This window comes from Paenibacillus cremeus, assembly GCF_007786445.1.
Classification (GTDB): domain Bacteria; phylum Bacillota; class Bacilli; order Paenibacillales; family NBRC-103111; genus Paenibacillus_G; species Paenibacillus_G cremeus.
In genome coordinates this window covers 20,934-44,070 of record NZ_VNJI01000006.1, presented here as the reverse complement: position 1 = coordinate 44,070, position 23,137 = coordinate 20,934, and the positions used below count along the sequence as shown (strand labels likewise).

At 51.1% G+C, this 23,137-nt stretch carries 25 protein-coding genes and 1 tRNA gene; 3 read left to right on the top strand and 23 right to left on the bottom strand.

Going from position 1 to position 23,137, the window contains the following annotated elements; translation table 11 throughout:
- Position 1: 1 nt before the first annotated feature.
- The 16 genes from FPZ49_RS06315 to rpsF form a co-directional block, all read right to left on the bottom strand.
- Complete coding sequence (locus tag FPZ49_RS06315) at positions 2–805, bottom strand: MBL fold metallo-hydrolase (RefSeq protein WP_144844678.1); 804 nt, start codon at positions 803–805, stop codon at positions 2–4.
- 19 nt (positions 806–824) lie between these two features.
- Entirely contained in the window at positions 825–1,565 is a 741-nt protein-coding gene (gene yycI, locus FPZ49_RS06310) for a two-component system regulatory protein YycI (RefSeq protein WP_144844676.1), read from the bottom strand.
- A 13-nt stretch (positions 1,566–1,578) separates the two neighbouring features.
- Entirely contained in the window at positions 1,579–2,868 is a 1,290-nt protein-coding gene (locus FPZ49_RS06305) for a YycH family regulatory protein (RefSeq protein ID WP_144844674.1), read from the bottom strand.
- Positions 2,865–4,808 (bottom strand): cell wall metabolism sensor histidine kinase WalK, encoded by a 1,944-nt coding sequence (gene walK, locus FPZ49_RS06300; RefSeq protein ID WP_144844673.1) that lies wholly within the window; start codon positions 4,806–4,808, stop codon positions 2,865–2,867. Before walK ends, FPZ49_RS06305 begins: the two co-directional genes overlap by 4 nt.
- Positions 4,809–4,824: 16 nt before the next feature.
- Entirely contained in the window at positions 4,825–5,559 is a 735-nt protein-coding gene (gene yycF, locus FPZ49_RS06295) for a response regulator YycF (protein ID WP_144844671.1), read from the bottom strand.
- Positions 5,560–5,716: 157 nt separating this feature from the next.
- On the bottom strand, positions 5,717–7,291 hold the full coding sequence (locus tag FPZ49_RS06290; protein WP_144844668.1) for a M23 family metallopeptidase: 1,575 nt from the start codon (positions 7,289–7,291) through the stop codon (positions 5,717–5,719).
- A 421-nt stretch (positions 7,292–7,712) separates the two neighbouring features.
- Positions 7,713–8,378 carry a hypothetical protein gene (locus FPZ49_RS06285; RefSeq protein WP_144844666.1) on the bottom strand — a complete coding sequence of 222 codons (666 nt, stop codon included), beginning with the start codon at positions 8,376–8,378 and terminating at the stop codon, positions 7,713–7,715.
- 217 nt (positions 8,379–8,595) lie between these two features.
- Entirely contained in the window at positions 8,596–9,879 is a 1,284-nt protein-coding gene (locus FPZ49_RS06280) for an adenylosuccinate synthase (protein ID WP_144844664.1), read from the bottom strand.
- A gap of 287 nt (positions 9,880–10,166) precedes the next feature.
- Positions 10,167–11,525: a replicative DNA helicase gene (gene dnaB, locus FPZ49_RS06275; protein ID WP_144844662.1), complete on the bottom strand. Its 1,359-nt coding sequence runs from the start codon at positions 11,523–11,525 to the stop codon at positions 10,167–10,169.
- A gap of 170 nt (positions 11,526–11,695) precedes the next feature.
- Positions 11,696–12,142, bottom strand: a complete 447-nt coding sequence (gene rplI / locus FPZ49_RS06270) for a 50S ribosomal protein L9 (protein ID WP_144844660.1) — start codon at positions 12,140–12,142, stop codon at positions 11,696–11,698.
- Positions 12,139–14,100 (bottom strand): DHH family phosphoesterase, encoded by a 1,962-nt coding sequence (locus FPZ49_RS06265; RefSeq protein WP_144844658.1) that lies wholly within the window; start codon positions 14,098–14,100, stop codon positions 12,139–12,141. Before FPZ49_RS06265 ends, rplI begins: the two co-directional genes overlap by 4 nt.
- 26 nt (positions 14,101–14,126) lie before the next feature.
- Positions 14,127–15,056 (bottom strand): DUF2232 domain-containing protein, encoded by a 930-nt coding sequence (locus FPZ49_RS06260; protein ID WP_144844656.1) that lies wholly within the window; start codon positions 15,054–15,056, stop codon positions 14,127–14,129.
- Between the two features lie 101 nt (positions 15,057–15,157).
- Positions 15,158–15,574 (bottom strand): CBS domain-containing protein, encoded by a 417-nt coding sequence (locus FPZ49_RS06255; RefSeq protein WP_144844654.1) that lies wholly within the window; start codon positions 15,572–15,574, stop codon positions 15,158–15,160.
- Positions 15,575–15,726: 152 nt separating this feature from the next.
- A complete protein-coding gene (rpsR, locus tag FPZ49_RS06250) occupies positions 15,727–16,017 on the bottom strand; it encodes a 30S ribosomal protein S18 (RefSeq protein WP_062410209.1) in 291 nt (96 codons plus the stop codon).
- A 43-nt stretch (positions 16,018–16,060) separates the two neighbouring features.
- Positions 16,061–16,558 (bottom strand): single-stranded DNA-binding protein, encoded by a 498-nt coding sequence (gene ssb / locus FPZ49_RS06245; RefSeq protein ID WP_144844652.1) that lies wholly within the window; start codon positions 16,556–16,558, stop codon positions 16,061–16,063.
- A 41-nt stretch (positions 16,559–16,599) separates the two neighbouring features.
- Positions 16,600–16,887: a 30S ribosomal protein S6 gene (gene rpsF, locus FPZ49_RS06240; RefSeq protein WP_144844650.1), complete on the bottom strand. Its 288-nt coding sequence runs from the start codon at positions 16,885–16,887 to the stop codon at positions 16,600–16,602.
- A gap of 236 nt (positions 16,888–17,123) precedes the next feature.
- Here rpsF and FPZ49_RS06235 point away from each other — a divergent pair, with 236 nt between their 5' ends.
- The gene (locus tag FPZ49_RS06235; RefSeq protein WP_144844648.1) at positions 17,124–17,309 is read left to right on the top strand and encodes a YjzC family protein; all 186 of its coding nucleotides are present in this window, start codon (positions 17,124–17,126) and stop codon (positions 17,307–17,309) included.
- 76 nt (positions 17,310–17,385) lie between these two features.
- A complete protein-coding gene (locus tag FPZ49_RS06230; protein ID WP_144844646.1) occupies positions 17,386–17,646 on the top strand; it encodes a hypothetical protein in 261 nt (86 codons plus the stop codon).
- Between the two features lie 150 nt (positions 17,647–17,796).
- Here FPZ49_RS06230 and FPZ49_RS06225 read toward each other — a convergent pair whose 3' ends face one another.
- From FPZ49_RS06225 to FPZ49_RS06205, 5 genes are all read right to left on the bottom strand, one after another.
- Positions 17,797–18,798 carry an ABC transporter substrate-binding protein gene (locus FPZ49_RS06225; protein WP_144844644.1) on the bottom strand — a complete coding sequence of 334 codons (1,002 nt, stop codon included), beginning with the start codon at positions 18,796–18,798 and terminating at the stop codon, positions 17,797–17,799.
- 348 nt (positions 18,799–19,146) lie between these two features.
- A tRNA-Ser gene (locus FPZ49_RS06220) sits at positions 19,147–19,237 on the bottom strand.
- A gap of 69 nt (positions 19,238–19,306) precedes the next feature.
- Positions 19,307–19,534 (bottom strand): DUF951 domain-containing protein, encoded by a 228-nt coding sequence (locus FPZ49_RS06215; RefSeq protein WP_144844642.1) that lies wholly within the window; start codon positions 19,532–19,534, stop codon positions 19,307–19,309.
- 21 nt (positions 19,535–19,555) lie between these two features.
- The gene (locus FPZ49_RS06210) at positions 19,556–20,461 is read right to left on the bottom strand and encodes a mechanosensitive ion channel family protein (RefSeq protein ID WP_144844639.1); all 906 of its coding nucleotides are present in this window, start codon (positions 20,459–20,461) and stop codon (positions 19,556–19,558) included.
- Between the two features lie 13 nt (positions 20,462–20,474).
- Positions 20,475–20,708 (bottom strand): DUF3343 domain-containing protein, encoded by a 234-nt coding sequence (locus FPZ49_RS06205; RefSeq protein WP_186445648.1) that lies wholly within the window; start codon positions 20,706–20,708, stop codon positions 20,475–20,477.
- A gap of 135 nt (positions 20,709–20,843) precedes the next feature.
- Here FPZ49_RS06205 and yyaC point away from each other — a divergent pair, with 135 nt between their 5' ends.
- Positions 20,844–21,455, top strand: coding sequence for a spore protease YyaC (gene yyaC, locus FPZ49_RS06200; RefSeq protein WP_144844635.1), 612 nt, complete (start codon positions 20,844–20,846; stop codon positions 21,453–21,455).
- Here yyaC and FPZ49_RS06195 read toward each other — a convergent pair.
- Both FPZ49_RS06195 and FPZ49_RS06190 read right to left on the bottom strand, forming a co-directional pair.
- Positions 21,430–21,924: a DUF4446 family protein gene (locus tag FPZ49_RS06195; RefSeq protein ID WP_144844633.1), complete on the bottom strand. Its 495-nt coding sequence runs from the start codon at positions 21,922–21,924 to the stop codon at positions 21,430–21,432. The two genes, yyaC and FPZ49_RS06195, sit on opposite strands and share 26 nt — an antisense overlap.
- Before the next feature lie 26 nt (positions 21,925–21,950).
- Positions 21,951–23,105 carry an aminotransferase class V-fold PLP-dependent enzyme gene (locus FPZ49_RS06190; protein ID WP_144844631.1) on the bottom strand — a complete coding sequence of 385 codons (1,155 nt, stop codon included), beginning with the start codon at positions 23,103–23,105 and terminating at the stop codon, positions 21,951–21,953.
- Between the last annotated feature and the right edge of the window lie 32 nt (positions 23,106–23,137).

The following is a 23,137-nucleotide window of genomic DNA, read 5'->3' as shown; positions in this document are numbered from 1 at the left end:
ACTAAGATTCATCCAGACGATCCCACGCCGTTGACCGGTCATGGTATGTATCCATCAGCTTCGCCCGATGATCGTCCGGCGCCAGCTTATCATCGACTACGTTAGACACCGTCAGCCTGGCCAACTCCATCAGGTTATGGTCCCGGCTTAAATGCGCGAGATACACCCGCTTCGTCCGTTCGGTCATTACATCGACGAGACCTTCGCCTGCCGCCTCATTGGACAAGTGCCCCAAATCGCTCAGAATGCGCCGCTTAATGTTCCAAGGGTACTTGCCCATACGCAGCATCTCAATGTCATGGTTCGATTCTAGCACGAGCACGTCGCTGTCCTGAATCTTCTCCTTCACCTTGGAGCTCATATAGCCCAGATCGGTCGCCAGACTCAGCTTTTGCTCCCCCTCATAAAAGCAGTACCCCACCGGCTCCGCCGCATCGTGCGAGATGCCGTACGACTCCACCTGCAGTGACCCGAACTCGAGGATTTCCCCGGTCTGCATTACACAGCGGTTCGCCTCAACAATCTCGCCGATCTGCTTATCCAGCGCCTCCCATGTCTTCTCGTTCGCATAGACAGGAAGGTCGAACTTGCGCGCCACCGCACCCAGCCCTTTGATATGATCCGCATGCTCGTGCGTCACCAGAATCGCATCCAGGTCCGCCGCCGACATGCCCCGCTCCTTCAGCAGCTGCTCCACCTTCTTGGCGCTGAGGCCCGCATCGATGAGCACCTTGCCCTCGTCCGTGGCCACCACCATGGCGTTCCCCGTGGAACCGCTGGACAGTACGCTAAACTTTATGCCCATCTCCCTAACTCCCAACCCCTTACTTTTTGTTTTTCTGCGGCTCTTCCACCGCACCGTTGAACGCATGCACGAAGTACGAATCGCCGTTGCTCAGCGACACCCTCCACGAAGGCCACATGTTCAGCGTTTGCGAGTTATACACCTGTCCGTGATACCCAAGCTGAACGCCCGTAATGACCGCGCCCTGCGGAAGGAAGTTCTCAATCAAGCTGCGCAGTGCAATATACGCCGAAATGACCTTCTGCTCCTTCTGGTCCCCCTCCGGCTGCACCTCCACATACCCCTGTCGGTAAGTGCTGACCAGCCCAGCTTTCTCCTGCAGCTCCACCTGCACCTCGAACATCGGCAGCCTCCCGTACATTTGATGAAAAATATACGTCCCATTCACGCTCGTCATCGGATCCCATTGGTACATATCGATTTTCGGAATCCCCGTCTTGCTCAGCACGTCTTTAAAAGAGCCCTTAGTAATCAGCGGATCAAATTTGAACGGCTTTTGCAGCGGAATTGGCTTGCCCGGCGTCAGGTTCTCATCGAACTTCGCCACGATCTCCTTCAGCTTTGGCACATCCTTCGGGATTTCTGCCGGCACTTGAATGTTTTTGCTTTTGAGCAGCCGCTGAATCTCCTCCGCCGCACCGCTCGGGTTCGCCTCCAGATCGAGCAGATCCGAACGGCTGGACCACAGCTGGATGCCGAGCACGGCGTTCAGCAGCAAGAAAGACAGAATCAATATCGTCTTCGCCCGGCCCCAATCCATCGCTGCGTCCCCCTCACTCTAAAAATTCGTACGTACCATCCCGCAATTCGACCGCCCAAGCCGGCACCAGCTCCATCGTTTTTTCCATGACAATCGGCCGGTACGCCGGAAACACACCGTAAAACTGCGTTTTCTGCAAGCTGAACTGCTTCAGCTTCTCATCCAGCTGCTCGCCGCCGGCAAGCTGTACTTCATTGCGGGTCACATTCCGCACCTCCGGGGTCATAATAGAACGCTCAAAGTTCGATACAAGCCCCTTTTGCAGCGAGATGCGTATATATCCGATCGTATCGCTCCGCGGATTAATGATCGGGAACGACTGATAATACTGCCGAAAAACAAACGCCTGATTGCCCAACAGCAGCCGCTGCGGCACCTTTTGAACCCCATAGGTCCCGTTCCATCCCCCATGCTGGTTGATGAATTGGACGGCTGACACCAGGTTCCCCAGCAGGTCGATGCGACTATCCGCCGCCGGCGCCACCGGGTCAGAGTACGTCATCCAGTGCGGCTCGTTCTTCAGCTGCAGTCCCCGCTTCCCGTCGGTATAAATCTCCGAGCCGTCCCGCTCCGTCAAATTCCGGGTAATCGCCGGATCCACGAAAAAGGTTCGTTTCATCTGGTCCACGGTAAACTGCGTATAGCCCATTTTGAAGCCCGTCATCGCAAGCGGCTTTAGCGGCAAATAGTAGTCGCCCGGCGTCACTTTATACGGAATAAAATCCGGACTGACCGCCACAAACTTCTCGATATCCTTGACGGTAAAATCGGCCTTCTGAGCCTCATACACCGTGCTCGCCGTATCCGTAAACAGAATCGTGCGCACCTCGTTCGTATCCTTGGCAAAAATCCAAATGCGTGTAATTAGGTCATTCTCGCTGGGCAGGTCGGACTTGATTTGCATGACCCGCTGCAGCACATTGAGCGGCAACCCGTCGCGGAACCGCACTTCTACACCCTGCTGCTTATTGCGGATTTCATCCCAATTCAGCCCCAATGCGGTAGTCGTCGTTTTGCGAAAGCCCTCGAGGTAATACCGCTGCTTGACCGTATCCCATATCTCATTATATTTAGCCGTGTTCGGGTAGACGACCGTATGCTGCTCCTTGCCCAGATGCAGCACCACTTGATCCGGGAACAGCATATCCTCCAAAGCCGCCTGCGTACCCAGCCGCTCGGTCTTCACGTACTCCTCAGGGGACACCGGATCAAACTTCGGATAGCTGTAAGCCAGCAAATAGCTTTGCAGCAGACTGAGCAGCACGAGCAGCGACAATACAGCTGTTTTCAGCTTCTCAATCATCCGGCCGCCTCCTCTTGATTATACGGAAGTGTAAACGTCACCCGTGTCCCCGCTCCCAGCTCAGAGTCCAAGTGAACCGTGCCGCCGTGCGCCTTTACTATTTCCCGGGCAATCGAAAGTCCTAGACCTGTACCACCCATATTACGCGAACGGGCTTTATCCACCCGGTAAAAACGTTCAAAAATACGGCTCAAGTCCTTCTTTGGAATGCCGATTCCATTATCCTGTACGGAAATTTCAAGCAATGGAGATTCCGAGTATCCGGTTTGATCCCCGCTATGCGCTCTAGCGACCAATCCAGCATGGATCCGTATCGACCCGCCCTCCGGCGTATATTTAATCGCGTTGGACACGAGATTGTCCAGCACCTGATCAATCCGGTCGCGATCCAGCATAATCTCCTTCATGCCCGGCACAACCTCGATGTCGATGGTAATCGCTCGCTGCTCCAGCTGGAATGAGAAGCGGTCCGCCACCTCATCCAGCATCTCTGCTACATCGGTCGACTCCTTGCTGATAATCGCCTGCTTGGAGTCCAGTCGCGACAGCTGCAGCAGGTCGGTAACGAGCCGGATCATCCGATCCGTTTCGTTCCGTGCTACGCTCACGAACTTGCCCGCCAGCTGCGGCTCCTCCAGCGCGCCATCCTCCAGCGCCTCGAGGTAGCTCTTGATCGTCGTCAGCGGCGTGCGCAGCTCGTGCGAGACGTTGGCGACGAACTCGCGCCGCGACTGCTCCAGCTTCTCCTGGCCGGTGACGTCCTGCAGCACGGCGATCGTCCCGCCGGAGCCGGAGCCGGAGCCAGCGCCTTTGCCTTTACTGCTGTGAATGCCGGTGAACGTCACCCGCACAAACAGCGGCTCCTCCTCGGCCTCATGGTACAGCTGCAGCATCGTCGTTTTGTCAGCGTCGCTCTCCAGCTCTGGATCCAACGCCTCGCTTCCAACGGAAGCCGCTTTCCCTTTTGCCGATGCGTTCGCTGCCCTAGGTGTAATGCCTAGCAGTGCACCCAGCGGCATGCCCAGCGTCGTCTCCTCATTGACCTGCAAAATCTGCTTCGCCCGCCGATTTATGAGAATGACGCGTCCCCGGTCATCCGCCGCAATTAGCCCGTCATTCATGTTGGACAGGATGGACCCCAGTTTATCCTTCTCCTCTTCATTGAGCGATAGAGCCTCTCTCAGACGCTCCATCATGAAGTTAAACGTGTTGGCCAGCTGCCCGATTTCATCATTACCTAACACGCGTACCTGCTCGTCGAACCGGCCTTCCGCCACCGCCGTCGCCTGCTTCGTGATCGCTTTGATCGGTTTCGTAATCGTCGCCGACAGGATAACCCCCAGCAGCGCGGTCATCACCAGGGCGATCAGCGTACCGGTAATCAAGAACCGGCTGATCCGATTCATCGTGTCGTACACTTCCTCCATCGAGGAAATGATGTACACCGCGCCGTACACCTTGACCCCCGAGCCGATCGGTTTGGCAATAACGACCTTACGGACGCCATCCAAATCCGTGAACATCCGCTGATTGTCCTTGATCCCTTGGAGCGCACGCGTGACCTCGGTCTGCGTATTCTTGCTTCCAACCACCGACTGATTCCGATCCAGCGAGGTGGTCAGCACGACCCCGTTCGCATCGATGACTTGAATCTCCGCTTTGCTAATGACGAACAAGCTGTTGACGAACTGATTCAAATCCTCGTACGATTTCTTGCTTTCGGCGTTCTTGTTGTCCTGATTTTCAATCAGATAGGTCTCCGCATACTGCGCGAGCAGCTGCGCCTGTTTATTCCGATTATCGATAAAATCATTCTTCAGCGAGCTCTCCAGCGTCCGGATAAAATACACCCCGATCAGCTGCATCGCAATCAGGATCAATAGGACGTAGATAATGATCAGCTTCGCTTGAATGGATTGAAAAAAACGAATCCACTTCATCCCCATGGGCATCGCCTCAGTAGCTTCCGGAGGCGGTTTTGGCGCTCTTCATCATGTAGCCGAGCCCTCTCCGGGTAATGATGTATTCCGGGCGGCTCGGGTCGTCCTCGAGCTTCTCCCGCAGCCTGCGAATCGTCACGTCGACCGTGCGCACATCGCCGAAATATTCAAACCCCCAGACCGCCTGCAGCAAATGCTCCCGCGTCATCACTTTGCCGCTGTTCTTGGCCATATACTGCACCAGCTCAAATTCCCGATGCGTCAAGTCGAGCGGCTCGTCTTCCTTGTACACCACATACATATCGCTGTCGATAAACAGGCTCTGAATCCGGATCCCTTGCCGCGGCTCGTCCTCAGTAGACGCCTGCGTATTTGCCGACGGTGCCGGCTTCGTATGTCGGCGCAGATGCGCCTTCACGCGTGCCAGCAGCTCCCGGGTGCCGAACGGCTTGGTCACGTAGTCATCCGCACCCAGCTCGAGGCCCAGCACCTTGTCAATCTCGTTATCCTTCGCCGTCAGCATAATAATTGGCGTATCCAGCTTCATCCGCACCTCGCGGCACACGTCCATGCCGTCCTTGACGGGCAGCATCAGATCGAGCAGGATCAGGTCCGGCTCCTCCGAATAGGCCAGGTCAACCGCTTTCCCGCCGTCATAGGCGCAAATGACCTCGTGGCCCTCTTTTTCCAAGTTGAATTTCAATATATCCGCAATCGGTTGTTCATCGTCGACGACGAGTATTTTGGCCATAGCTCCATCCACCGATCCTTTGTTTTAACATCCAATCCTCCTACTATTTTACCACATCCTGAAGTAAAAAGAGACACAGAAGCGCAGTATCCCTGCATCTTCCATGCCCCTTATCTGTAGCAATTTTTATATCCATCGGATCAAACTTACTACGTTTTTAACGATTCAAATATTTTAACGGATTATCCGGCGCACCATTCTTCTGCACTTCAAAATGCAGGTGAACTCCCGTTGAATCCCCGGTGCTGCCCATAATGCCAATACTCTCGCCTTTTTCTACAATCTTGCCCACGCTTGTATTGATTTGGCTCAGGTGCCCGTACAACGTTCTATATCCGTTCATATGATCGATAATAATATGATTGCCGTAATCGCTCTTGTACCCGGTATAGACGACCTTGCCGTTATCTGCGGCCATAATATTGCGGTTACCTGCCAAATCGACACCCTTGTGGAACGCCCCCCAACGGGTTCCGAACGTACTCGTAATCGTTGCGCCGACGACAGGCCAAGCGAACTTGCCTGATCCTTCTCCCAGCACAACCTTTGTTCCTCGCTTCACGACAGCCTTTACCGGATCCTGGGTGATATTCTCATCCAGCACCTTTTCTTCTTCCAAAAGCCCATTGACCTTTGTCAGCTCTACAGTCACTTTCTTCATCCCGTTTTTCCCCGGGGAGATGACCTGCGTTACACCTACACGCATGCTGGCGTCTTGCTGATATTCAGTATCGTATTGAATCTCTTGATTCTCTACGACCTTCTCTACCGTACGTACCGCCAGTGTCGGCTGAAGCACAGTCAAGTCGAGCTGCTGACCTACTTTAATCATATCGTTATTAATCGAAGGATTGTTCTGATAAATGACCTGCTTTGGAATATCGAGCTTTTTGGCGATACAGGACACGCAATCGCCTTGCTCCACTGTATATTTAGTCGGCTGTACGTCGCCGGTTTCGAGCTTCTTCTGGACATCCTCCGGCTTATTCAGCTCCGATGCTTCGATAGGGACTTCCTTCATCTCCACCTTCTGGACGAAATCCGCCTTCAGAAGCTCTGATTCCGCAACCGTGTTGGCTGGAGCCGCCGAAGCCGACAAAATGCCGACCTTACCGGATTCTTTCTTCTTTTGCAAGGAGGCTACAGCCTCGGATTTGATCTGATCCAGCACTTTTTGAGCGGTACTATTATCCTTTAAAATCCCCATCGGCTTGCCATCGACCATCAGCTGCACACCAACCGGGTGAGCGGAAAAATAGCCGTTCAGCTTGTCGAGCACCACTTCATCGTTAGTTTTAACCATGAAAGCCTTTTCACGTGTGAATTCGATCTTCGGTGCCTGGACGGCCATTTGGACATCAGCAGAGCTTTGGGCAAGCTTCTGTTTCATCGCTTCCTTATACTGCTCTACTTTGCCTTCATCGGATACCGAACCAACGTCTTGGCCGTTCACAATCACGTGATAGTAATCTACCATATTCGCATGAACGTAGTGATTGCCGGCCCACACAACGGCGGTAATGACACCCAGGGTTGTAACCGATTTGGCGATGACCCATTTTTTCAACAGGAGTTGCGACTTCATACCTTCATATGTAAATTTAACGCGTTCTTTTGGGACCGCCGGGAGTGCCGGTTGTTGTTCCTTATTTTCAGACGTGACCTCAGACGGCTTCGAACGAAGCTTACTTAGCACGCTCTTCATTCGATCCGTTATTGTATTAAAATTCATTGTGTTCTCCTTTTAAGTCGTTTTTTGCCGCATTCGAAAATCAGCCTGACCCTACCCTTGTAATTGAGGATGCTGGTTTTCCCTCGCCGGTTGGCGCATCTCTATGAATCTAGCAGCCAATCCAGCCTTGAGACACCCTTTTTCTGGTGTGAAAAAAGTGCACGCTTGTTTAGCGGGCATCTCGCAGGTTCTTACGATGTGCACATAAAAACACCTAAAAATAGGAATCTCACCCTATAAAGGTAAGCACCTTCAACCAATTTACCACAAAAAGTCTACTTTTTTCAACAAAATTGTATACTACCACACACTATGAAAGTAGAAACATGTCGGTCGTGTGAAGGCAGACTATGGAAAGAAACACAAAAACCGCCGATAGACACCAATGTGTCTTCTCAGCGGCTTGACCACAAATATTTTATTAAGGCGCTTGAATCAGCCCCTGCAGCTCCGTATATTCCTCCGGCTTCAAATATTGCTTGAGGATTTGATCCAGCTCTTTGAGCTCCGCTACGGTAATGCCATCCTCTAAGATTAGCGAAATTTTTTGAATCTCCGCCTGCGGTACACGTGACATCAGCACAGAGAACACCTTCGCTTTATTCGCATCTGACAGCTGCTCCTTCTTCTTGGCAAAGTCCTCGCTGGAAATGATCACTCTCCGGTCTTCCGCTTGCGAGCTGCTGCCCTGCGAAGTGGACTGGCGGCTCCAGACGGCTACAGCATCCTCCGGCGGCCTCTTCTCTCCGTCCGTACCTTTGCTTCCCGGTGCGGTCGGCTCGCTCCCATCCTTCTGCTCCTTGGTTCCCGTCTCGGAAGACGGGGTCGTCGTAGTCGCGGATACGGCCACATCCTTCTGCGGCGCCTTTCCACTCCACATTCCGGAGGTCACGGAACTGAACTGCGAGGTAAACCGCCCGACGAACTGGTTCCAATCGATCTTCTGGCCGGCTGGCCGCTGAATATGGTATTGATCGAGCAATAAGTCCACATAAGTGTTTACCGCCGCAAATGTCATTACCACACAGCAAACGGATGTGATGACCGCAGTCAGCACCAGCCTCATCATCCATGTCAACCATTTCATGTCTCGTCCCAGCTCCCTTTGCTGCCACAAACCGTACTCCCAGCGTGTGGCTGATAGTCGGTTGTCACACTATGCACGATATTGAGCAGCAGCTCTGCCCTGCTGAATCTCTCTTCATAGTATTGACCTAATTCTGGCAAACCAACCGGGGTAGAACGACAAAAAAGCCCCCGCTTCCGCATCAAGCTACGGAAATCAGGGGCTGTTCTACATCCTATTAATAAATCGGCTTCACCAAGTTCGTTTGCTCACGGTTACGACCGACCGAGAAGATCGCGATTGGAATACCCGTCAGCTCAGCTACGCGCTCAACATAGCGTCTTGCGTTCTCCGGCAGATCCTCAAGCTTGCGTACTCCCGACAGATCCTCGTTCCAGCCTGGAAGCTCTTCGTATACCGCTTCGCATTCCGCCAGCTGATTCAAGCTAGCCGGATAATGCTTAATAATTTCCCCGCGGAATTTGTAGGCGGTACAAATTTTGACCGTTTCCAGTCCAGCCAACACGTCGAGGGAGTTCAAGGACAAGCCTGTAATCCCGCTTACCCGACGAGCATGGCGTACAACGACACTGTCGAACCAGCCGACACGGCGTGGTCTGCCAGTAACCGTACCATACTCATGGCCTTTCTCACGAATCCAGTCACCGGTTTCATTGTTCTGCTCCGTAGGGAAAGGACCGTCGCCCACGCGAGTCGTATAAGACTTGGCAACACCGATAATTTGCTTAATCTTCGTCGGGCCTACGCCGGAACCGATACAAACGCCGCCAGCCGAAGGGTTGGACGATGTAACGTATGGGTATGTGCCTTGGTCGATGTCGAGCATAACGCCTTGAGCGCCCTCGAACAGTACTTTTTTGCCCTCGTCGATCAGGTCATTCAATACTACCGAAGTATCGGTTACATATGGACGAATGTTCTCCGCATAGCCGAGGTATTCCTCGATGATCGAATCCGCATCCAGCCCCTTGGAGCCGTACACTTGCTCGATAACGACGTTCTTCTCCGCGACAACTTGACGAACCTTGCGCTTGAACTCCTCTGCGTCCATTAAATCCGCGATCCGAATCCCGCTTCTTGCCGCCTTATCCATATAGCACGGACCGATCCCTTTGCGAGTCGTTCCGATCTTGTTGTCACCCTTGCGTTCCTCTTCCAAGCCGTCCAGCAGCAAATGATATGGCATAATGACATGAGCACGATCGCTGATCCGCAGATTGCTCGTCGAAAATCCGTTTTCATGAATATAATTAATTTCATCCAGCAGCGCGCCCGGATTAATAACCATCCCGTTCCCGATGACGCACACTTTATCTCCATAGAAAATGCCCGATGGAATCATCGTCAGCTTATACTTTTTATCGTTGATAATAATTGTATGCCCTGCATTGTTCCCGCCCTGATAACGAGCAACGACATCTGCAGACTCCGCCAAGAAATCCGTAATTTTCCCTTTACCTTCGTCTCCCCATTGGGTTCCGACAACCACTACCGTTGACATGTTCCACTTACCCCCGTGAGGTGTTAACCACCTGAGATTCGCCCTTTACCTTGAAGAAAGCGAAAGAGCGCCATGCACCATGAATAGTTTAGCAGTACACCGTAGTAAAGTCAATAAAAAACGAACAATACACAGCGCCTAATGTGCATCGTTCGGAAATCATTCATATGTATGCCGCGTACGGCGTCCTTCCGTTCGGAAAAACAACCGCCGCTCCGCATATTGCTTTCATTAAGCTTGTTAACAATGTTCCCCGTGCAACAGCTGTCCATGCATCGGCAGGCAGATTAACGCGCCATCGCCATTTCTTGATGCACCCGATCCAGGCCGACGAACTTATTGTAGTTTTTCAAAAAGGCTAGCTCAACCGTACCGACCGGACCATTCCGCTGCTTGGCAATGATGATCTCGATGATGTTCTTCTTCTCCGACTCTTTATCATAGTAGTCATCCCGGTACAGGAACGCTACAATGTCGGCATCCTGCTCGATCGAACCGGACTCCCGAAGGTCAGACATCATCGGACGTTTGTCTTGACGCTGCTCCACACCCCGGCTGAGCTGTGACAAGGCGATAACCGGCACGTTCAGCTCACGCGCGATTTGCTTCAGCGTACGGGAAATTTCCGAGACTTCCTGTTGACGGTTGTCGCCTTTGCCGCGGCCGTGAATCAGCTGAAGGTAATCGATCAGAATCATTCCGAGACCCTTTTCCTTCTTCAATCGGCGGCACTTCGCGCGAATATCGGCTACTGTTACCGAAGGCGAATCGTCGATATAGATGTTGGCCTCTGATAGCGATCCGATCGCCATCGTCAGCTTCTCCCAGTCGTCCGGCTCAAGAAAGCCCGTCCGCATGCGCCCTGCATCTACATTGGCCTCCGCACAGATCATACGCTGTACCAGCTGTGCCGCGCCCATCTCGAGACTGAAGATGGCTACCGTTTCCTTCTCCCTCACGCCTATGTTCTGAGCGATGTTCAGGGCGAAGGCGGTCTTCCCTACGGAAGGACGGGCAGCTACGATGATTAAGTCGGAGCGCTGGAAGCCCGACGTCATTTTATCCAGATCGGTGAAGCCGGAGCGCACCCCGGTCGTACTCCCCTTCTGATTAAAGAGTGATTCGACCTTATCGAACACCTCCATCAGCACATCCTTGATGGCGATGAAGCCCGAGCCGGAGCGCGCCTGCGAAATCTCCATGATCCGCGCCTCGGCATCGCTTAGGAGTGTCCCGACCTCATCCTCGCCGGCATACCCGTTCGTGACGATCTGCGTCGCGGCTCGAATCAATCGGCGTTGAATCGATTTCTCTTCCACGATCTGCGCGTAATAATCGACGTTAGCTGCCGTTGGCACAGCATTGGCCAGCTCCGACAGGTAGCTGATCCCGCCTACCTCTTCGAGCTGCTTCTTGTCCTGCAGCCGCGCGGTCAGCGTCACCAGGTCGACCGGTTCATTCGCTTCAGCGATCTCGATCATCGCTTCATAAATAAATCGATGCGCTGGACGATAAAAGTCTTCGACCAACACCCTTTCCATGGCCGTGACTAACGCGTCGCCATCCAGCAAAATCGCACCGAGCACCGCCTGCTCCGCTTCTAGATTTTGTGGAGGGATGCGATCCATAAACAGATTTTCGTTCATCCGATTTCCTCCCCTAGAGTCTGTCCGACGAATCCATGTTTCATCCTTCAAGGAGACTCTCTAGTATAACCTCGCATATCGTCCCTTTAACGTAGAACGGACCGGCTTACAAAATCCCGGCCGGCCCATCCACTACGCCTCTCCCCTCCCATTGGGAATAAGCGGCTGTTTTATTTTTCTTCGACTACATGCACCTTCAGCTTCCCGCTCACTTCGGGATGCAGCTTCACAACCACTTCCGTCACACCCAAGGTGCGGATCGGATCGTCCATGACAATTTTGCGCTTGTCCAGCTTGAAGCCCATTTTTTCCAGCGCTTCAGCGACTTGCTTATTCGAGATGGCGCCGAACAATCGGCCATCCGCTCCGGACTTCGCCTTCACCTGCACGCTCAGTTCGCCCAGCTTGCGACCCAGTTCTTGTGCGTCCGCTTTTTCCTGAGCCTTCTTCTTTTCTTCCGCCTTCTTCTGCAGATCCAGCGTCTTCATTGCGCCTTCACTGGCCGGTGCAGCCAGCTGCTGCTTGAACAAAAAATTATTGGCATAGCCCTCGGAAACTTCTTTAACCTCGCCTTTTTTCCCTTGGCCTTTAACGTCCTTCAATAAAATGACTTTCATTCGAAAAGTCCCTCCTCCGCTTGAATCTCGCTTAATACTTGCTTGAGCCGCTGCGTCGCACCGCCTACCGAGCCCTCGAGCTGTGTAGCCGCATTGGTCAAATGCCCACCGCCGCCCATCCGTTCCATCACGACTTGGACGTTCATTTGACCAAGTGAACGGGCACTGATGCCGATCAGCCCGTCCTGCCGCTCGCTAATGACGAACGACGCCATAATACCTGTCATAGTTAACAATGTATCAGCAACTTGGGCGATGAGCAACTGAGAATATTTACGTCCCGGCTCATTGACGGCAAGTGCGATATGGTCGAAAATCACCACGGCATTCTTGATGATCTCCGCCTTCTGAATGTAAGAGTCCAGATCCTCTTTTAAGAGCCGCTGAATCATGGACGAGTCTGCCCCATTCCGCCGTAGGAACGATGCCGCCTCGAACGTTCTAGCGCCCGTACGAAGGCTGAAGCTCTTCGTATCGACGACAATCCCCGCCAGCAACGCGGTAGCTTCGAGCACCCCCATCGTCAGCCGCTCGTGGAAATACTGCAGCAGTTCCGTAACCAGCTCGCACGTGGATGACGCGTAAGGCTCCATGTACACCAGCGTCGCATCGTGAATAAAGTCCTCGCTTCGACGGTGGTGATCCACCACCACCTTACGCGTGGTCAGCTGAAGCAGCTTCGGCTCCGGCGTCATCGAGGCCCGATGCGTATCTACAACGACGGCAAGCGACTTTCCATTCATGATTTGGACCGCCTGCTCTGGCGTAATAAACCAGCGGTTCAGCTTCTCGTCCTCGTAGATCGTTTCCATCAGCTTCTGGATCGAAGGGTTTACGCCTTCCAGCACGATGTACCCTTCTTTATTGCTCACGTGTGCCATCTTTAGCACACCGATCGCGGCACCGATCGAATCCATATCCGGCACGCGGTGGCCCATGATGACGACCTTGTCGCAGTCCTTGATCAGATCCCGTAGTGCGTGGGAGATAACCCGTGCTCTGACGCGCGTACGCTTCTCGATCGCGTTCGTCCGGCCGCCGTAGAACGAGAGCCGTTCGCCGACCTTCACCGCTGCCTGATCACCGCCGCGCCCCAGCGCCATGTCCAAGCTGATCTGCGCCCATTGTCCAAGCTCGATCAGCGACGAAGTGCCCGAGGCAATCCCGATACTCAGCGTCATCGGCAGCTTGTGCTCGATCGTAATATCGCGCACCTCGTCCAGGATCTCAAACCGCGACTGTTCGAGCGCCTTAAGTCCCTTTTGATCCATCAGAATCATGTAACGGTCGGAGGAGGTACGACGCAGGAACAGCTGGTTTTTCTGTGCCCACTCCGTAATTTCCCCCGTAACCTTCGCCATCAGAATGCTGCGTGTCTGATCGTCGAGCCCTTGAGTGGCTTCATCCAGGTTGTCCATCATGACAATCCCGAGCGCCAGCTTTTCTTCCTCGTATCTCGCTTGCAGCGATTTTACCGTCGTAATATCCGTGAAATACAGCAGCTTTTCATCCGGCCGCACTTGTACCTCGAACTTCTTCTTTTGAACGGTAATCTCAAGCTTTAGCTCTTTGTCCTTCCGCGTTTTGAGCGCAGGAAACAGCTCCATGACCGATTCGCCGATCAAGGTGTCCTTGCCAACCATTTTGGCGACAAAAGGGTTATGCCACTCGATGACCTTCTCCTCGTTATACAGCAGAATGCCCAGCGGCAGCTCATGAATCACCTCACTGCTCGCCCGTTTGACCCGATGCGACAGCGTGGCAATGTAGCGGTTCAAATCTTTACGGAATGCCTGCTCCGCCTGCAGTGTGAAGTACCCCAGTACTCCGCACAACAGCAGGGCCGCTACACTGATTTGCCATTGATACCAAAACAGGATCATGATCAGGATCGTAAGCAGCGCATAAATCCATATGATATGCATCCCATGCCAACGCTTTAACAGGAACTTCGGCATTTCATTCGCTCCTAATCCCTATATGGTCACTTGCGGGTCAACCGGTCCCGGATCGGGAACGCAACATCAAACACACCGAGCAAACTGAAAATAGAACACGCCGGCCAAAAGAACACCAGCAGCAAAATGCCGATAATCGGCAGCGTCTTGTTCCAGCGGTTCACGTGCGCCACATAAAAAAGAAAGGACAACGCCTGAATCGCAAAAGCCGCTGTGAGCAGTGGCGATAAATTGAGCAGAATCGTAAAAATGATGGAGTTCGAGTCGTGTATGAACATCCACAAGACCAGCGAAATCAAAAACAGCCATACGAACGACTTCGGCAGCATCCAATCTCGGATCGGCTTAAAGCTAGGAATCGATTCCCCCGAGCGCACCAGGATCTTGCGGGCCAGCCAATGGGTAACAATTGCATAAATGAGCGAAATCCCGATCATATAGCAAGGTAACATCTGGACGGTGAGCTGAAGCAGTGTATCCAGATCAATCGCTATCATGCTCTGCAGCTGCGACGGCAGCGTTTGAATGCTCTCCGCCATAATCTGCTTCATTTTGTTGACTGGCTCCAGCCCTAGCATATTGCTCACGATGAGGCTCAGCAGCAGCTCGGCCAGTAGCGTAACCGTACCCGCGGTCATAACCGAGCGTGCCGTGGCCCGCTTTCTGTACAAGTTGCCCATCTGAACGACTGGGGGGAGAAAAAAGAGCGAAACCGACACCAGCAGCGCTCCCACCCATCCGGCAAACATCAAGGAAGTCGCAAAATAAACTACCGCCAAGCAAATCACATAATGCAGTGCAAACTGACGCGTGCCTAGCTTTACATACATCACCAGCACCGGCACCAGTAATAGAAAGGCCGTAATGAGGTTGATTAGCGGCAGGATGATCGATAACAAGATTAAAATGTAGGCGATGCTCCACCCGAGCATGCGCGACTTTTGCGTTCCTTCCAAGCACTTCACCTCTTACGCCAATGATCTTCCACAGCACCACTACCGCTGTACCCTACTGCCCTTTACAAGCGATAAAATGATTAGTTAATTATACCACACTTTTATACTTTTTGTTCGGACTGCCACAGCTTAAAGCAATAATCAATAATTTCTCTTCTTCGAATAATCCCTATAAAGACTCCGTTATCGTCAATGACAGGAACATAGTTCTGATTCGTGGCCAGCGTGATCAAATCTTGCATCTGCTGATCGATTCGCACCGGCTTTATGGTCATATGCTGCGGAACATCCTTGAGCTGAATCTTATGGGCATTATCAAATCCCACATCCGGCGCATGCTTCAGCTTCCACAGGAGATCCCCCTCAGTAATCGTGCCCACATACTTGCCTTCTTCATCAATCAGCGGGACGGCCGAATACCGGTGATACTCCATCCGTTCCAAAGCTTGGCGCATCGTGGAATGAGGAGATAAATAGATAACATCATCCTTCGGCACCAGAAAAAAAGCAATGTTCAACGGTTCTCCCTACCTTTCCGTCGCCACCCCAATGGCGAGTTTCTACCCCTCCATCATACCATGTTACGCCCCTCGAAGAAAAATAAGCCGCTCCCTCGGATAACAAAAAAAGGGACCGCCGATAATACTCGGCAGCCCCTTCTCTGTATATCTTATTCCGTTGTGTACGGCAGCAAAGCGATTTGACGTGCGCGTTTGATCGCGATCGTCAATGCGCGCTGATACTTCGCAGAAGTACCAGTTACACGGCGAGGAAGGATCTTCCCGCGCTCGCTGATGAACTTCTTGAGCGTTTCAATGTCTTTATAATCAATGTGCTTGATTTTGTTGACAGTGAAGTAACAAACTTTACGGCGCTTGCCGCCTTTTTTGCCACGTCCGCTGAACTTTCTTTCGCCGCGCTCGCCACGGTCTTCGGAACGTTCTCTTTTTTCAAATGCCATTGTTCTCCATCCTTTCTACGCGAATAGTTCATTTACCGGTCGATTAGAACGGCAAATCATCATCGGAAATGTCAATCGGCTTGCCGTCATCCTGGAATGGATCCTGGTTGTTTCGTCCTCCGCCGCCATAGCTTCCACGGTTACCGCCGCTATTGCCGCCGCCACCACCAAAGTTGTTGTTGCCACCGCCCATATCCATACCTTCTTCGCGGTTACCGCTGTTCGCCGATTCCAAGAATCGCACATTGTCAGCAATGACTTCCGTAACATAAACGCGACGGCCTTCATTGTTGTCATAGTTACGCACTTGAATGCGGCCTTCCACTGCGGCAAGACGTCCCTTGCGAAGATAATTCGCGCAGGTCTCCGCTAGTTGGCGCCACGTGACAACCGGAATAAAATCCGCTTCTCTTTGGCCGCCTTGACCTGAAAATGGCCGATCAACTGCAAGTGTAAACTGGGTTACAGCCACACCCGCTGGTGTATAGCGCAATTCGGGATCCCTAGTCAGCCTTCCGATCAGAATCACACGATTCAACATCCGTATTCCCTCCCGGATAACTTCGATTACGGCTCAAGGCCTTAAGCTACTACGTCTCTTACGATCAGATAACGAATGACTTCGTCAGAAATCTTCATTACGCGGTCAAGCTCGTTAACAACGTCATTGTTAGCGTTGAAATGAACCAACACATAATGACCGTCACGAATCTTGTTGATCTCATACGCAAGACGGCGCTTACCCATCAGGTCTTGTTTCGTAATTTCGCCACCGTTGTTGATGATGTTAGAGAACTTCTCCACTGCAGCTTGAACAGCTTCCTGATCAAGTTCAGGACGGATAATGTACATCACTTCGTATTTGCGCATGTTGCCACCTCCTCTTGGACTATGGCCCCCGGTCGGCTTGTACCGTCAGGAGCAAGGAGCGAGTAAAAATAAAGCTTCCCTAAACTCGCACCATAATACTATAGCAAAAACAGCCCGCCAAAGCAAGAAAAACAATTCGCCTTTCTTCAATAATGGCGATGGTAATTATTAACCCTCATGGTCCCCTCCGTTTAAGGAAAATCTAACGCTACACCAATCACAGGAGGTGACCTTCCATGGGTGAATGGAGTCAATTCCGTCAAGGCGACCGAGCGCCGAACGACGGTGAGTATATGGAAGTTGGCGAAGACGCCTTCCATACAGGGATTAATAACCCTCAGATCATCACACTGAAAAAGGGTGACGAATTCCCGGCCTTAACCAACCATAATCGCAAGTGGAAAAAAGTATTTCGCGGGTAGCATCGCCCTCCCCTCTCTGCCGTTAGGCAGTAAGGGGAATCCACACCATTTCTCGTAAAAGGAGAGGAGATCCCTTATGCGTTATAAATATACATCTTGGCTCACATTAATCGGAGTCGCGCTATGCATCCTTCATTATTTCGGTCATGAATATGACCCGATCTATTTGCTTTTTTATGCGCTCAGCGTGCCGGCTTGGTTTTATCCAATTTTCAAATATACGAACATCAACCCGCTCATCCTCTATATCCTCACGATTGCTTCTTGGGCGGTCATCGGCTATTGTATCGATCGGTTTGCGGTCTATCGTCACTCTCACTCACGAGACCATCATTAAACCCTTCTGTGGATAGGTCAAAATCAAGGGTTGCTCAGCGTTATCCACATGTGTATAACTCTCCCGAACAACACTTATACTCATGTGTACTAGTCACATAAAAGAGGCTACCCGGTTGCATTCATTCCGAGTAGCCTCTTTTGTTTGTTTCTATTTCGTCAAACCATAAATCTTGTACATATCATCAAGCAAAATATTCGCGGACAGTACGCCACCACTCGTATTCCAAGTCGCGTCACTCACTTTGAACACCTTGTTGGTTTTTGCTACCTTCAGGTTTTTCCACAGCGGGTCATTCATCCACGCCTGCTCCTGCTTCGTGCCTTTCCCATCCCCCGTGTCGTATGTGAAGTAGAACACACGGTCAGCTGCCTCCAGCTCCGGCAAGCGTTCTTTTGTGATATCATCGAATGCTTTCTCGTCACTCTTCGGATCCGAACGCGGCATACCGATTTGCTTGAAGATCGCTCCGGTAAACATATCCCCGTAATAAAATCTCGTTTTGTCGGCCATGAAGCGAACAACCGCTACTTTATCCTTCAGCTGATCTCCGGCTTTCTTCTTGAAATCTTCGATCCGCTTGTCGTAATCGGCAATAACTTTATCGCCCTCAGCCTTCTTATTTAGTGCGTCAGCAAACAGCGAGAAATTCGACTTCCACTCGCCACGCAGCGTTTCTGCGAAGACCGTCGGTGCGATGGCGGATAACTGCGGGTAAATTTTCTCTTGGCGCATTTTGTTCCCCAGAATCAGGTCTGGCTTAAGACTTGCGATCAGCTCCAAATTCACCTGGGACTCTCCTCCAAGCGCCTGCACGCCCGTTAATTGAGGCTTAATATGATCGAACCAAGGGTCACCATAGGCCGAGTTTACCGCGCCTACAGGCTTTACACCGAGAGCCAGCAGCGTTTCTGTTCCTTCCATTGTCAGAATCACTACACGCTGAGGGTGAGCCGGTACTTCCGTTTCGCCCATCGCATGTTTGATTTTCCTTGGTGCATCTGCATTTGCAGCTGTTCCGTTCTTCGCCGGCGCCGCAGCTTGCGGAGCCTCTGCTTTGCTTCCACACGCGGCGAGAAGTACGGACAACATCATCATTATGGCTATTAGTGCAGCTGGTTTAAAATGTAATCGAAAACTACCTGTATTCATCTTTGGTGTGCCCTCCTGGCTTCATCTTTAAAATTTAGATAATAATAATCATTCTCATTTACAAGTTAAAATTTTACTTCAACCGGGTCGTGATGTCAATTGTTTTTCTGTAAGCTCTGAGGAACACCCACGGGTTCTCACCCACTTTCCCATACAACAAAAAAACGATCCTCATCGGATCGTTTGAGTTTGTTATGTATGGCGGAAAGAGTGGGATGCGCCCGCTTTGCGGTCGACTGCGATGCCATTCCTATCGAAGCCTATGCTCCGACGAACCTCTGGGGTTCTCACCTACTTTCCCATACAACAAAAAAACGATCCTCATCGGATCGTTTGGTTTGTTATGTATGGCGGAAAGAGTGGGATTCGAACCCACGCACGGCTTGCGCCGCCTAGCTGATTTCGAGTCAGCCCCCTTGGGCCTCTTGGGTACCTTTCCGCGTCCAAAAGGGACAAGTAATAATATAGCACGGCTTGCTCATGATTGCAAGCTTTTTATGCTACTTTATTATTGAGCGCCTTCTCCCTCCATTGGAGCTGGACTTGCTGCGGAGCGCAGCACCTTTTTCAGCTTACTCTCGAATTTCGCCCTAGGCACCAGAACACTGTGCTTGCAGCCGACGCATTTAATCCGAATATCCATGCCCAGCCGAATAATCTCCATCTCATTGGTCCCGCATGGATGGGGCTTCTTCATTAATACGATATCGCCCAGCTGATACTCTTTCTTTTCCATTGCTATCCCACCTTTGCCGATCTAGGATATCGTAACCACCTTCGGGTAAGGGATCTCGATGCCGCCTGTTTCAAACGCTTTCTTAATCTCCGCATTCAGCAGCCTCGCTACGGCTGCCTGCGTATTGGGCTTGCATTCCGCCGTCACGCGCAGGGTCACTTCCGATGTGCCCAGCATCTGAACACCTAATACTTCCGGCTCCTTCACCAGATTCGGGCTGGATTCGAAGTGCTTCTTCACCGTCTTCTCTAGCAGCTTCATCGCTTCATTCACATCCGCTCCATAAGCCACGGACACGTCCAGAACCGCTAAAGAATTATGAATCGAGAAATTCGTCACCTGGGCAATCGCCCCGTTCGGAATAATATGTACCTCACCTGTCCAGCTTTTGATTCGGGTCACCCGCAGGCCAATCTCCTCTACCTTCCCCTTGAACGTCCCAATCTGTACTACATCGCCGACAGCGAATTGATCCTCAAATATTATAAAAAATCCGGTAATAACATCTTTCACCAAACTCTGAGCACCAAAACCTACAGCTAATCCGACGACCCCTGCTCCCGCCAGCACCGGCGCTAAACTGACTCCAAATTGGCTCAAAATCATTAATATCATAATGAAATTAACTACATACGTTACGATATTCCCCATCAGTTTGCCAATCGTTTTGGTTCGTCGCGGGTCAAACTTGAGCGGGCTCCTCTCACGTTCAATCAACATATGCTGCAATGCGCTGTTGGCGATTTTAATAAGAAGGCGTGCGGCAATAAAGATGAGTGCAATTTTTAAAAGAGAGATCAATAATCCAGTCCATATTTCCGGATTCGTGACATAGCTGACGGTCTTGGTCTTAAACTCCAGCCATAGCTCCATCCAGTTTTTTTCCGCGTTACCTTCGGCTTGAAGCTTCTTCATCATTTCATCCATGTATGTGCCTCCCTTACAACTCTATCATAACATACCTATTTTCCTTTTTGCTAAAAATGCCACGAATCTCTACACGCTCATCTCTAATGATTTCTTTCACCGTGACTAAGGCATCCTCCGGGAACTCCAAAGAGAGCGCACAGCCGGCCGTGATCTCCTTGGGGGTCGGGCACATATCGTTCTCGATGTCCGCATACTCTAACAGCATTTCCGCTCTTAGTGCTTGCTGGGTAGAATCAAAGGCCATTAAAAGCACAACGTCCACCTCATCTCAGAATTTATAAATTCAAGTATAAAATGATCCTATCATTCGTATACTAGTAACAATTATTCCCTATCCTTCCAACCGAACTCTATAAATTCCTACTAGGAGGCTGCGATAATGAAACTGCCATTTACTAGAGAGCCAATGAAAAAAGAGATTGAAAATTTAAAAATTTCGCACGCTGAAGCCAATTGTGTTGAATCGATTTCCGATCGACTTTTGAGCTCTCTTCAGCACGTTCCTTCCCATCAGCCCATTGTGGTGGTTTGCGTAGGCACAGATCGCTCTACAGGTGATTCCCTCGGCCCCCTAGTAGGTACTCAGCTGCAAAAGAAAAAAATCGACGATCTTCACCTCTATGGCACTTTAGAAAATCCGGTTCATGCCATGAATCTAAGTGAAACGCTCACTATGATACAACAGCATTTTAACAATCCCTATATTATCGCTGTAGACGCTTGTCTCGGCCAACTGACCAGTGTAGGCTGCATTCAAATCGGCCAAGGTCCAGTCAAGCCAGGTGCCGGTGTGAACAAAGAACTCCCTCCTGTTGGTGACATGCACGTAACAGGAATCGTGAACGTCGGCGGATTTATGGAATACTTTGTCCTCCAAAATACACGGCTTAGCTTAGTCATGAATATGGCCGAAGTGATTTCCCGATCGTTCTACTCTGCACTGACCAATCGTCGTCGGTTTACACCTACTTCTTTGGTACAGAACGAGTGATCGCCTCTTTTTCTTCCGGTGACAGGGTGTAAGAAGACTGCCCCTGCTCAATCGGTTTCGCGTATACATACGTATGATCACGGCTGTGAATGCCTGTAAGCACGACCCCATCCTGCTTTTCATCCAATACGGCAACTGAAAAACTTAAATCACTGCCGCTTTCGGCAAACGCATTATAACGATGGATACCAATATGGGATTTCATTGAACGCAATTGATCTTGCATCGCTTGAATCGAACGTTCCGACGCTTCGATTCTTTCCGTTTGTCTATTCCCCTTGTCTTGCATACCTATCAATACTTCTTCTACATTTACCTCTCCACTGCCGTTTAATAGCGAGGTATAATTTTTGCGCAGCTTATTTAGCTTTACCCAAAACGAAATTAGTACAATTAGAAATAGCAATAATATAATCCCTGTCGCAAGCAGCAATACTTCCATTGGAATTTCTACTAACTGTTCCCCCATTGAAGCTCCCCCTACTATCCATCTATCTAGGTGTAATGCGCGGCAATCTCCCTCACCGCATGGATCAGCTGTTCTACCTCGGCTTCCGTGGTGAAATAACCTACGCTTGCCCTTACGGCCCCTCTTGCCATCGTACCCGCCATTTCATGAGCCAACGGCGTGCAATGATACCCGGCTCGAACAGCGATCTGAAACGATTGATCCAGGACAAAAGCGACCTCCGACGAATCAGCATCAGCGATGGTAAAGGATACGATTCCTGTTTTATTTTGCCCTAAATCAGGTCCCAATACAGTAACACCAGTAACTCCCATGAGCCCTTCCATCATGCGTTGAGTAAGTGCCCACTCCTTCAGGTGAATCTGCTCTACACCTTCCTGCAGGACAAACTTTACCCCCTCCGTCAATCCGGCAATGCCTACGGTATTCGGAGTACCAGCCTCATAACGATCTGGCCGTACTGTCGGCTGTTCGATCGCTTCCGATTGGCTGCCCGTACCTCCATGCATAAGTGGCTCCAAGTCAATATCCGGATGAATGTACAATCCACCAGTGCCTTGCGGTCCCAGCAAAGCTTTATGGCCAGGAAAAGCAAGCATATGTATTCCCATCAGCCCTACATCGATCGGCAAAGTCCCTGCGGTTTGCGCGGCATCTACCAGAAGCTTTATGCCTTTATCCCTGCACAACTGTCCAATCTCTGCAACTGGCAAAATGCTTCCCAGCATATTGGAGCTATGTGTACATACAATCAGCTTCGTTTCCGAAGTCACAGCACGTGCTACATCATCAATTGTGAGCTCGCCCTTAGGGTTAGTTTCTATGTATGTTACTTTTATATCTCGGGTACGCTTCAAGTATTCGAGGGGTCTTCGAACAGAATTGTGTTCCACTGCCGTACATATGACATGTTCCCCTGGCTTAACAAATCCTTTGATCGCCATATTCAAGGACATGGTGGTATTTAATGTAAATGCAATGTCGTTCGGATTCTTTATTTTGAATAATTTAGCCAAGCTTTTTCTTCCTTCGAAAAGCACCCTGCTGGCTTTTACGGCCATCTCATGGCTACCTCTACCTGGATTTGCACCGAACTGTTCTATACTTTGAACCATGGCCTCCATTACTTTGGGCGGTTTCGGCCAAGATGAAGCTGCATGATCTAAATAAATAACGGCCATTTCGTTATCCCCACCTTTCTGCAATTTCATTA

Excerpts from the sequence above, each read along its gene's own strand:
- FPZ49_RS06315 (WP_144844678.1), bottom strand. The coding sequence starts at position 805 with ATGGGCATAAAGTTTAGCGTACTGTCCAGCGGTTCCACGGGGAACGCC.
- yycI (WP_144844676.1), bottom strand. The coding sequence starts at position 1,565 with ATGGATTGGGGCCGGGCGAAGACGATATTGATTCTGTCTTTCTTGCTG.
- FPZ49_RS06305 (WP_144844674.1), bottom strand. The coding sequence starts at position 2,868 with ATGATTGAGAAGCTGAAAACAGCTGTATTGTCGCTGCTCGTGCTGCTC.
- walK (WP_144844673.1), bottom strand. The coding sequence starts at position 4,808 with ATGAAGTGGATTCGTTTTTTTCAATCCATTCAAGCGAAGCTGATCATT.
- yycF (WP_144844671.1), bottom strand. The coding sequence starts at position 5,559 with ATGGCCAAAATACTCGTCGTCGACGATGAACAACCGATTGCGGATATA.
- FPZ49_RS06290 (WP_144844668.1), bottom strand. The coding sequence starts at position 7,291 with ATGAATTTTAATACAATAACGGATCGAATGAAGAGCGTGCTAAGTAAG.
- FPZ49_RS06285 (WP_144844666.1), bottom strand. The coding sequence starts at position 8,378 with ATGAAATGGTTGACATGGATGATGAGGCTGGTGCTGACTGCGGTCATC.
- FPZ49_RS06280 (WP_144844664.1), bottom strand. The coding sequence starts at position 9,879 with ATGTCAACGGTAGTGGTTGTCGGAACCCAATGGGGAGACGAAGGTAAA.
- dnaB (WP_144844662.1), bottom strand. The coding sequence starts at position 11,525 with ATGAACGAAAATCTGTTTATGGATCGCATCCCTCCACAAAATCTAGAA.
- rplI (WP_144844660.1), bottom strand. The coding sequence starts at position 12,142 with ATGAAAGTCATTTTATTGAAGGACGTTAAAGGCCAAGGGAAAAAAGGC.
- FPZ49_RS06265 (WP_144844658.1), bottom strand. The coding sequence starts at position 14,100 with ATGCCGAAGTTCCTGTTAAAGCGTTGGCATGGGATGCATATCATATGG.
- rpsR (WP_062410209.1), bottom strand. The coding sequence starts at position 16,017 with ATGGCATTTGAAAAAAGAGAACGTTCCGAAGACCGTGGCGAGCGCGGC.
- ssb (WP_144844652.1), bottom strand. The coding sequence starts at position 16,558 with ATGTTGAATCGTGTGATTCTGATCGGAAGGCTGACTAGGGATCCCGAA.
- rpsF (WP_144844650.1), bottom strand. The coding sequence starts at position 16,887 with ATGCGCAAATACGAAGTGATGTACATTATCCGTCCTGAACTTGATCAG.
- FPZ49_RS06235 (WP_144844648.1), top strand. The coding sequence starts at position 17,124 with ATGGGTGAATGGAGTCAATTCCGTCAAGGCGACCGAGCGCCGAACGAC.
- FPZ49_RS06230 (WP_144844646.1), top strand. The coding sequence starts at position 17,386 with ATGCGTTATAAATATACATCTTGGCTCACATTAATCGGAGTCGCGCTA.
- FPZ49_RS06225 (WP_144844644.1), bottom strand. The coding sequence starts at position 18,798 with ATGAATACAGGTAGTTTTCGATTACATTTTAAACCAGCTGCACTAATA.
- FPZ49_RS06215 (WP_144844642.1), bottom strand. The coding sequence starts at position 19,534 with ATGGAAAAGAAAGAGTATCAGCTGGGCGATATCGTATTAATGAAGAAG.
- FPZ49_RS06210 (WP_144844639.1), bottom strand. The coding sequence starts at position 20,461 with ATGGATGAAATGATGAAGAAGCTTCAAGCCGAAGGTAACGCGGAAAAA.
- FPZ49_RS06205 (WP_186445648.1), bottom strand. The coding sequence starts at position 20,708 with ATGGCCTTTGATTCTACCCAGCAAGCACTAAGAGCGGAAATGCTGTTA.
- yyaC (WP_144844635.1), top strand. The coding sequence starts at position 20,844 with ATGAAACTGCCATTTACTAGAGAGCCAATGAAAAAAGAGATTGAAAAT.
- FPZ49_RS06195 (WP_144844633.1), bottom strand. The coding sequence starts at position 21,924 with ATGGGGGAACAGTTAGTAGAAATTCCAATGGAAGTATTGCTGCTTGCG.
- FPZ49_RS06190 (WP_144844631.1), bottom strand. The coding sequence starts at position 23,105 with ATGGCCGTTATTTATTTAGATCATGCAGCTTCATCTTGGCCGAAACCG.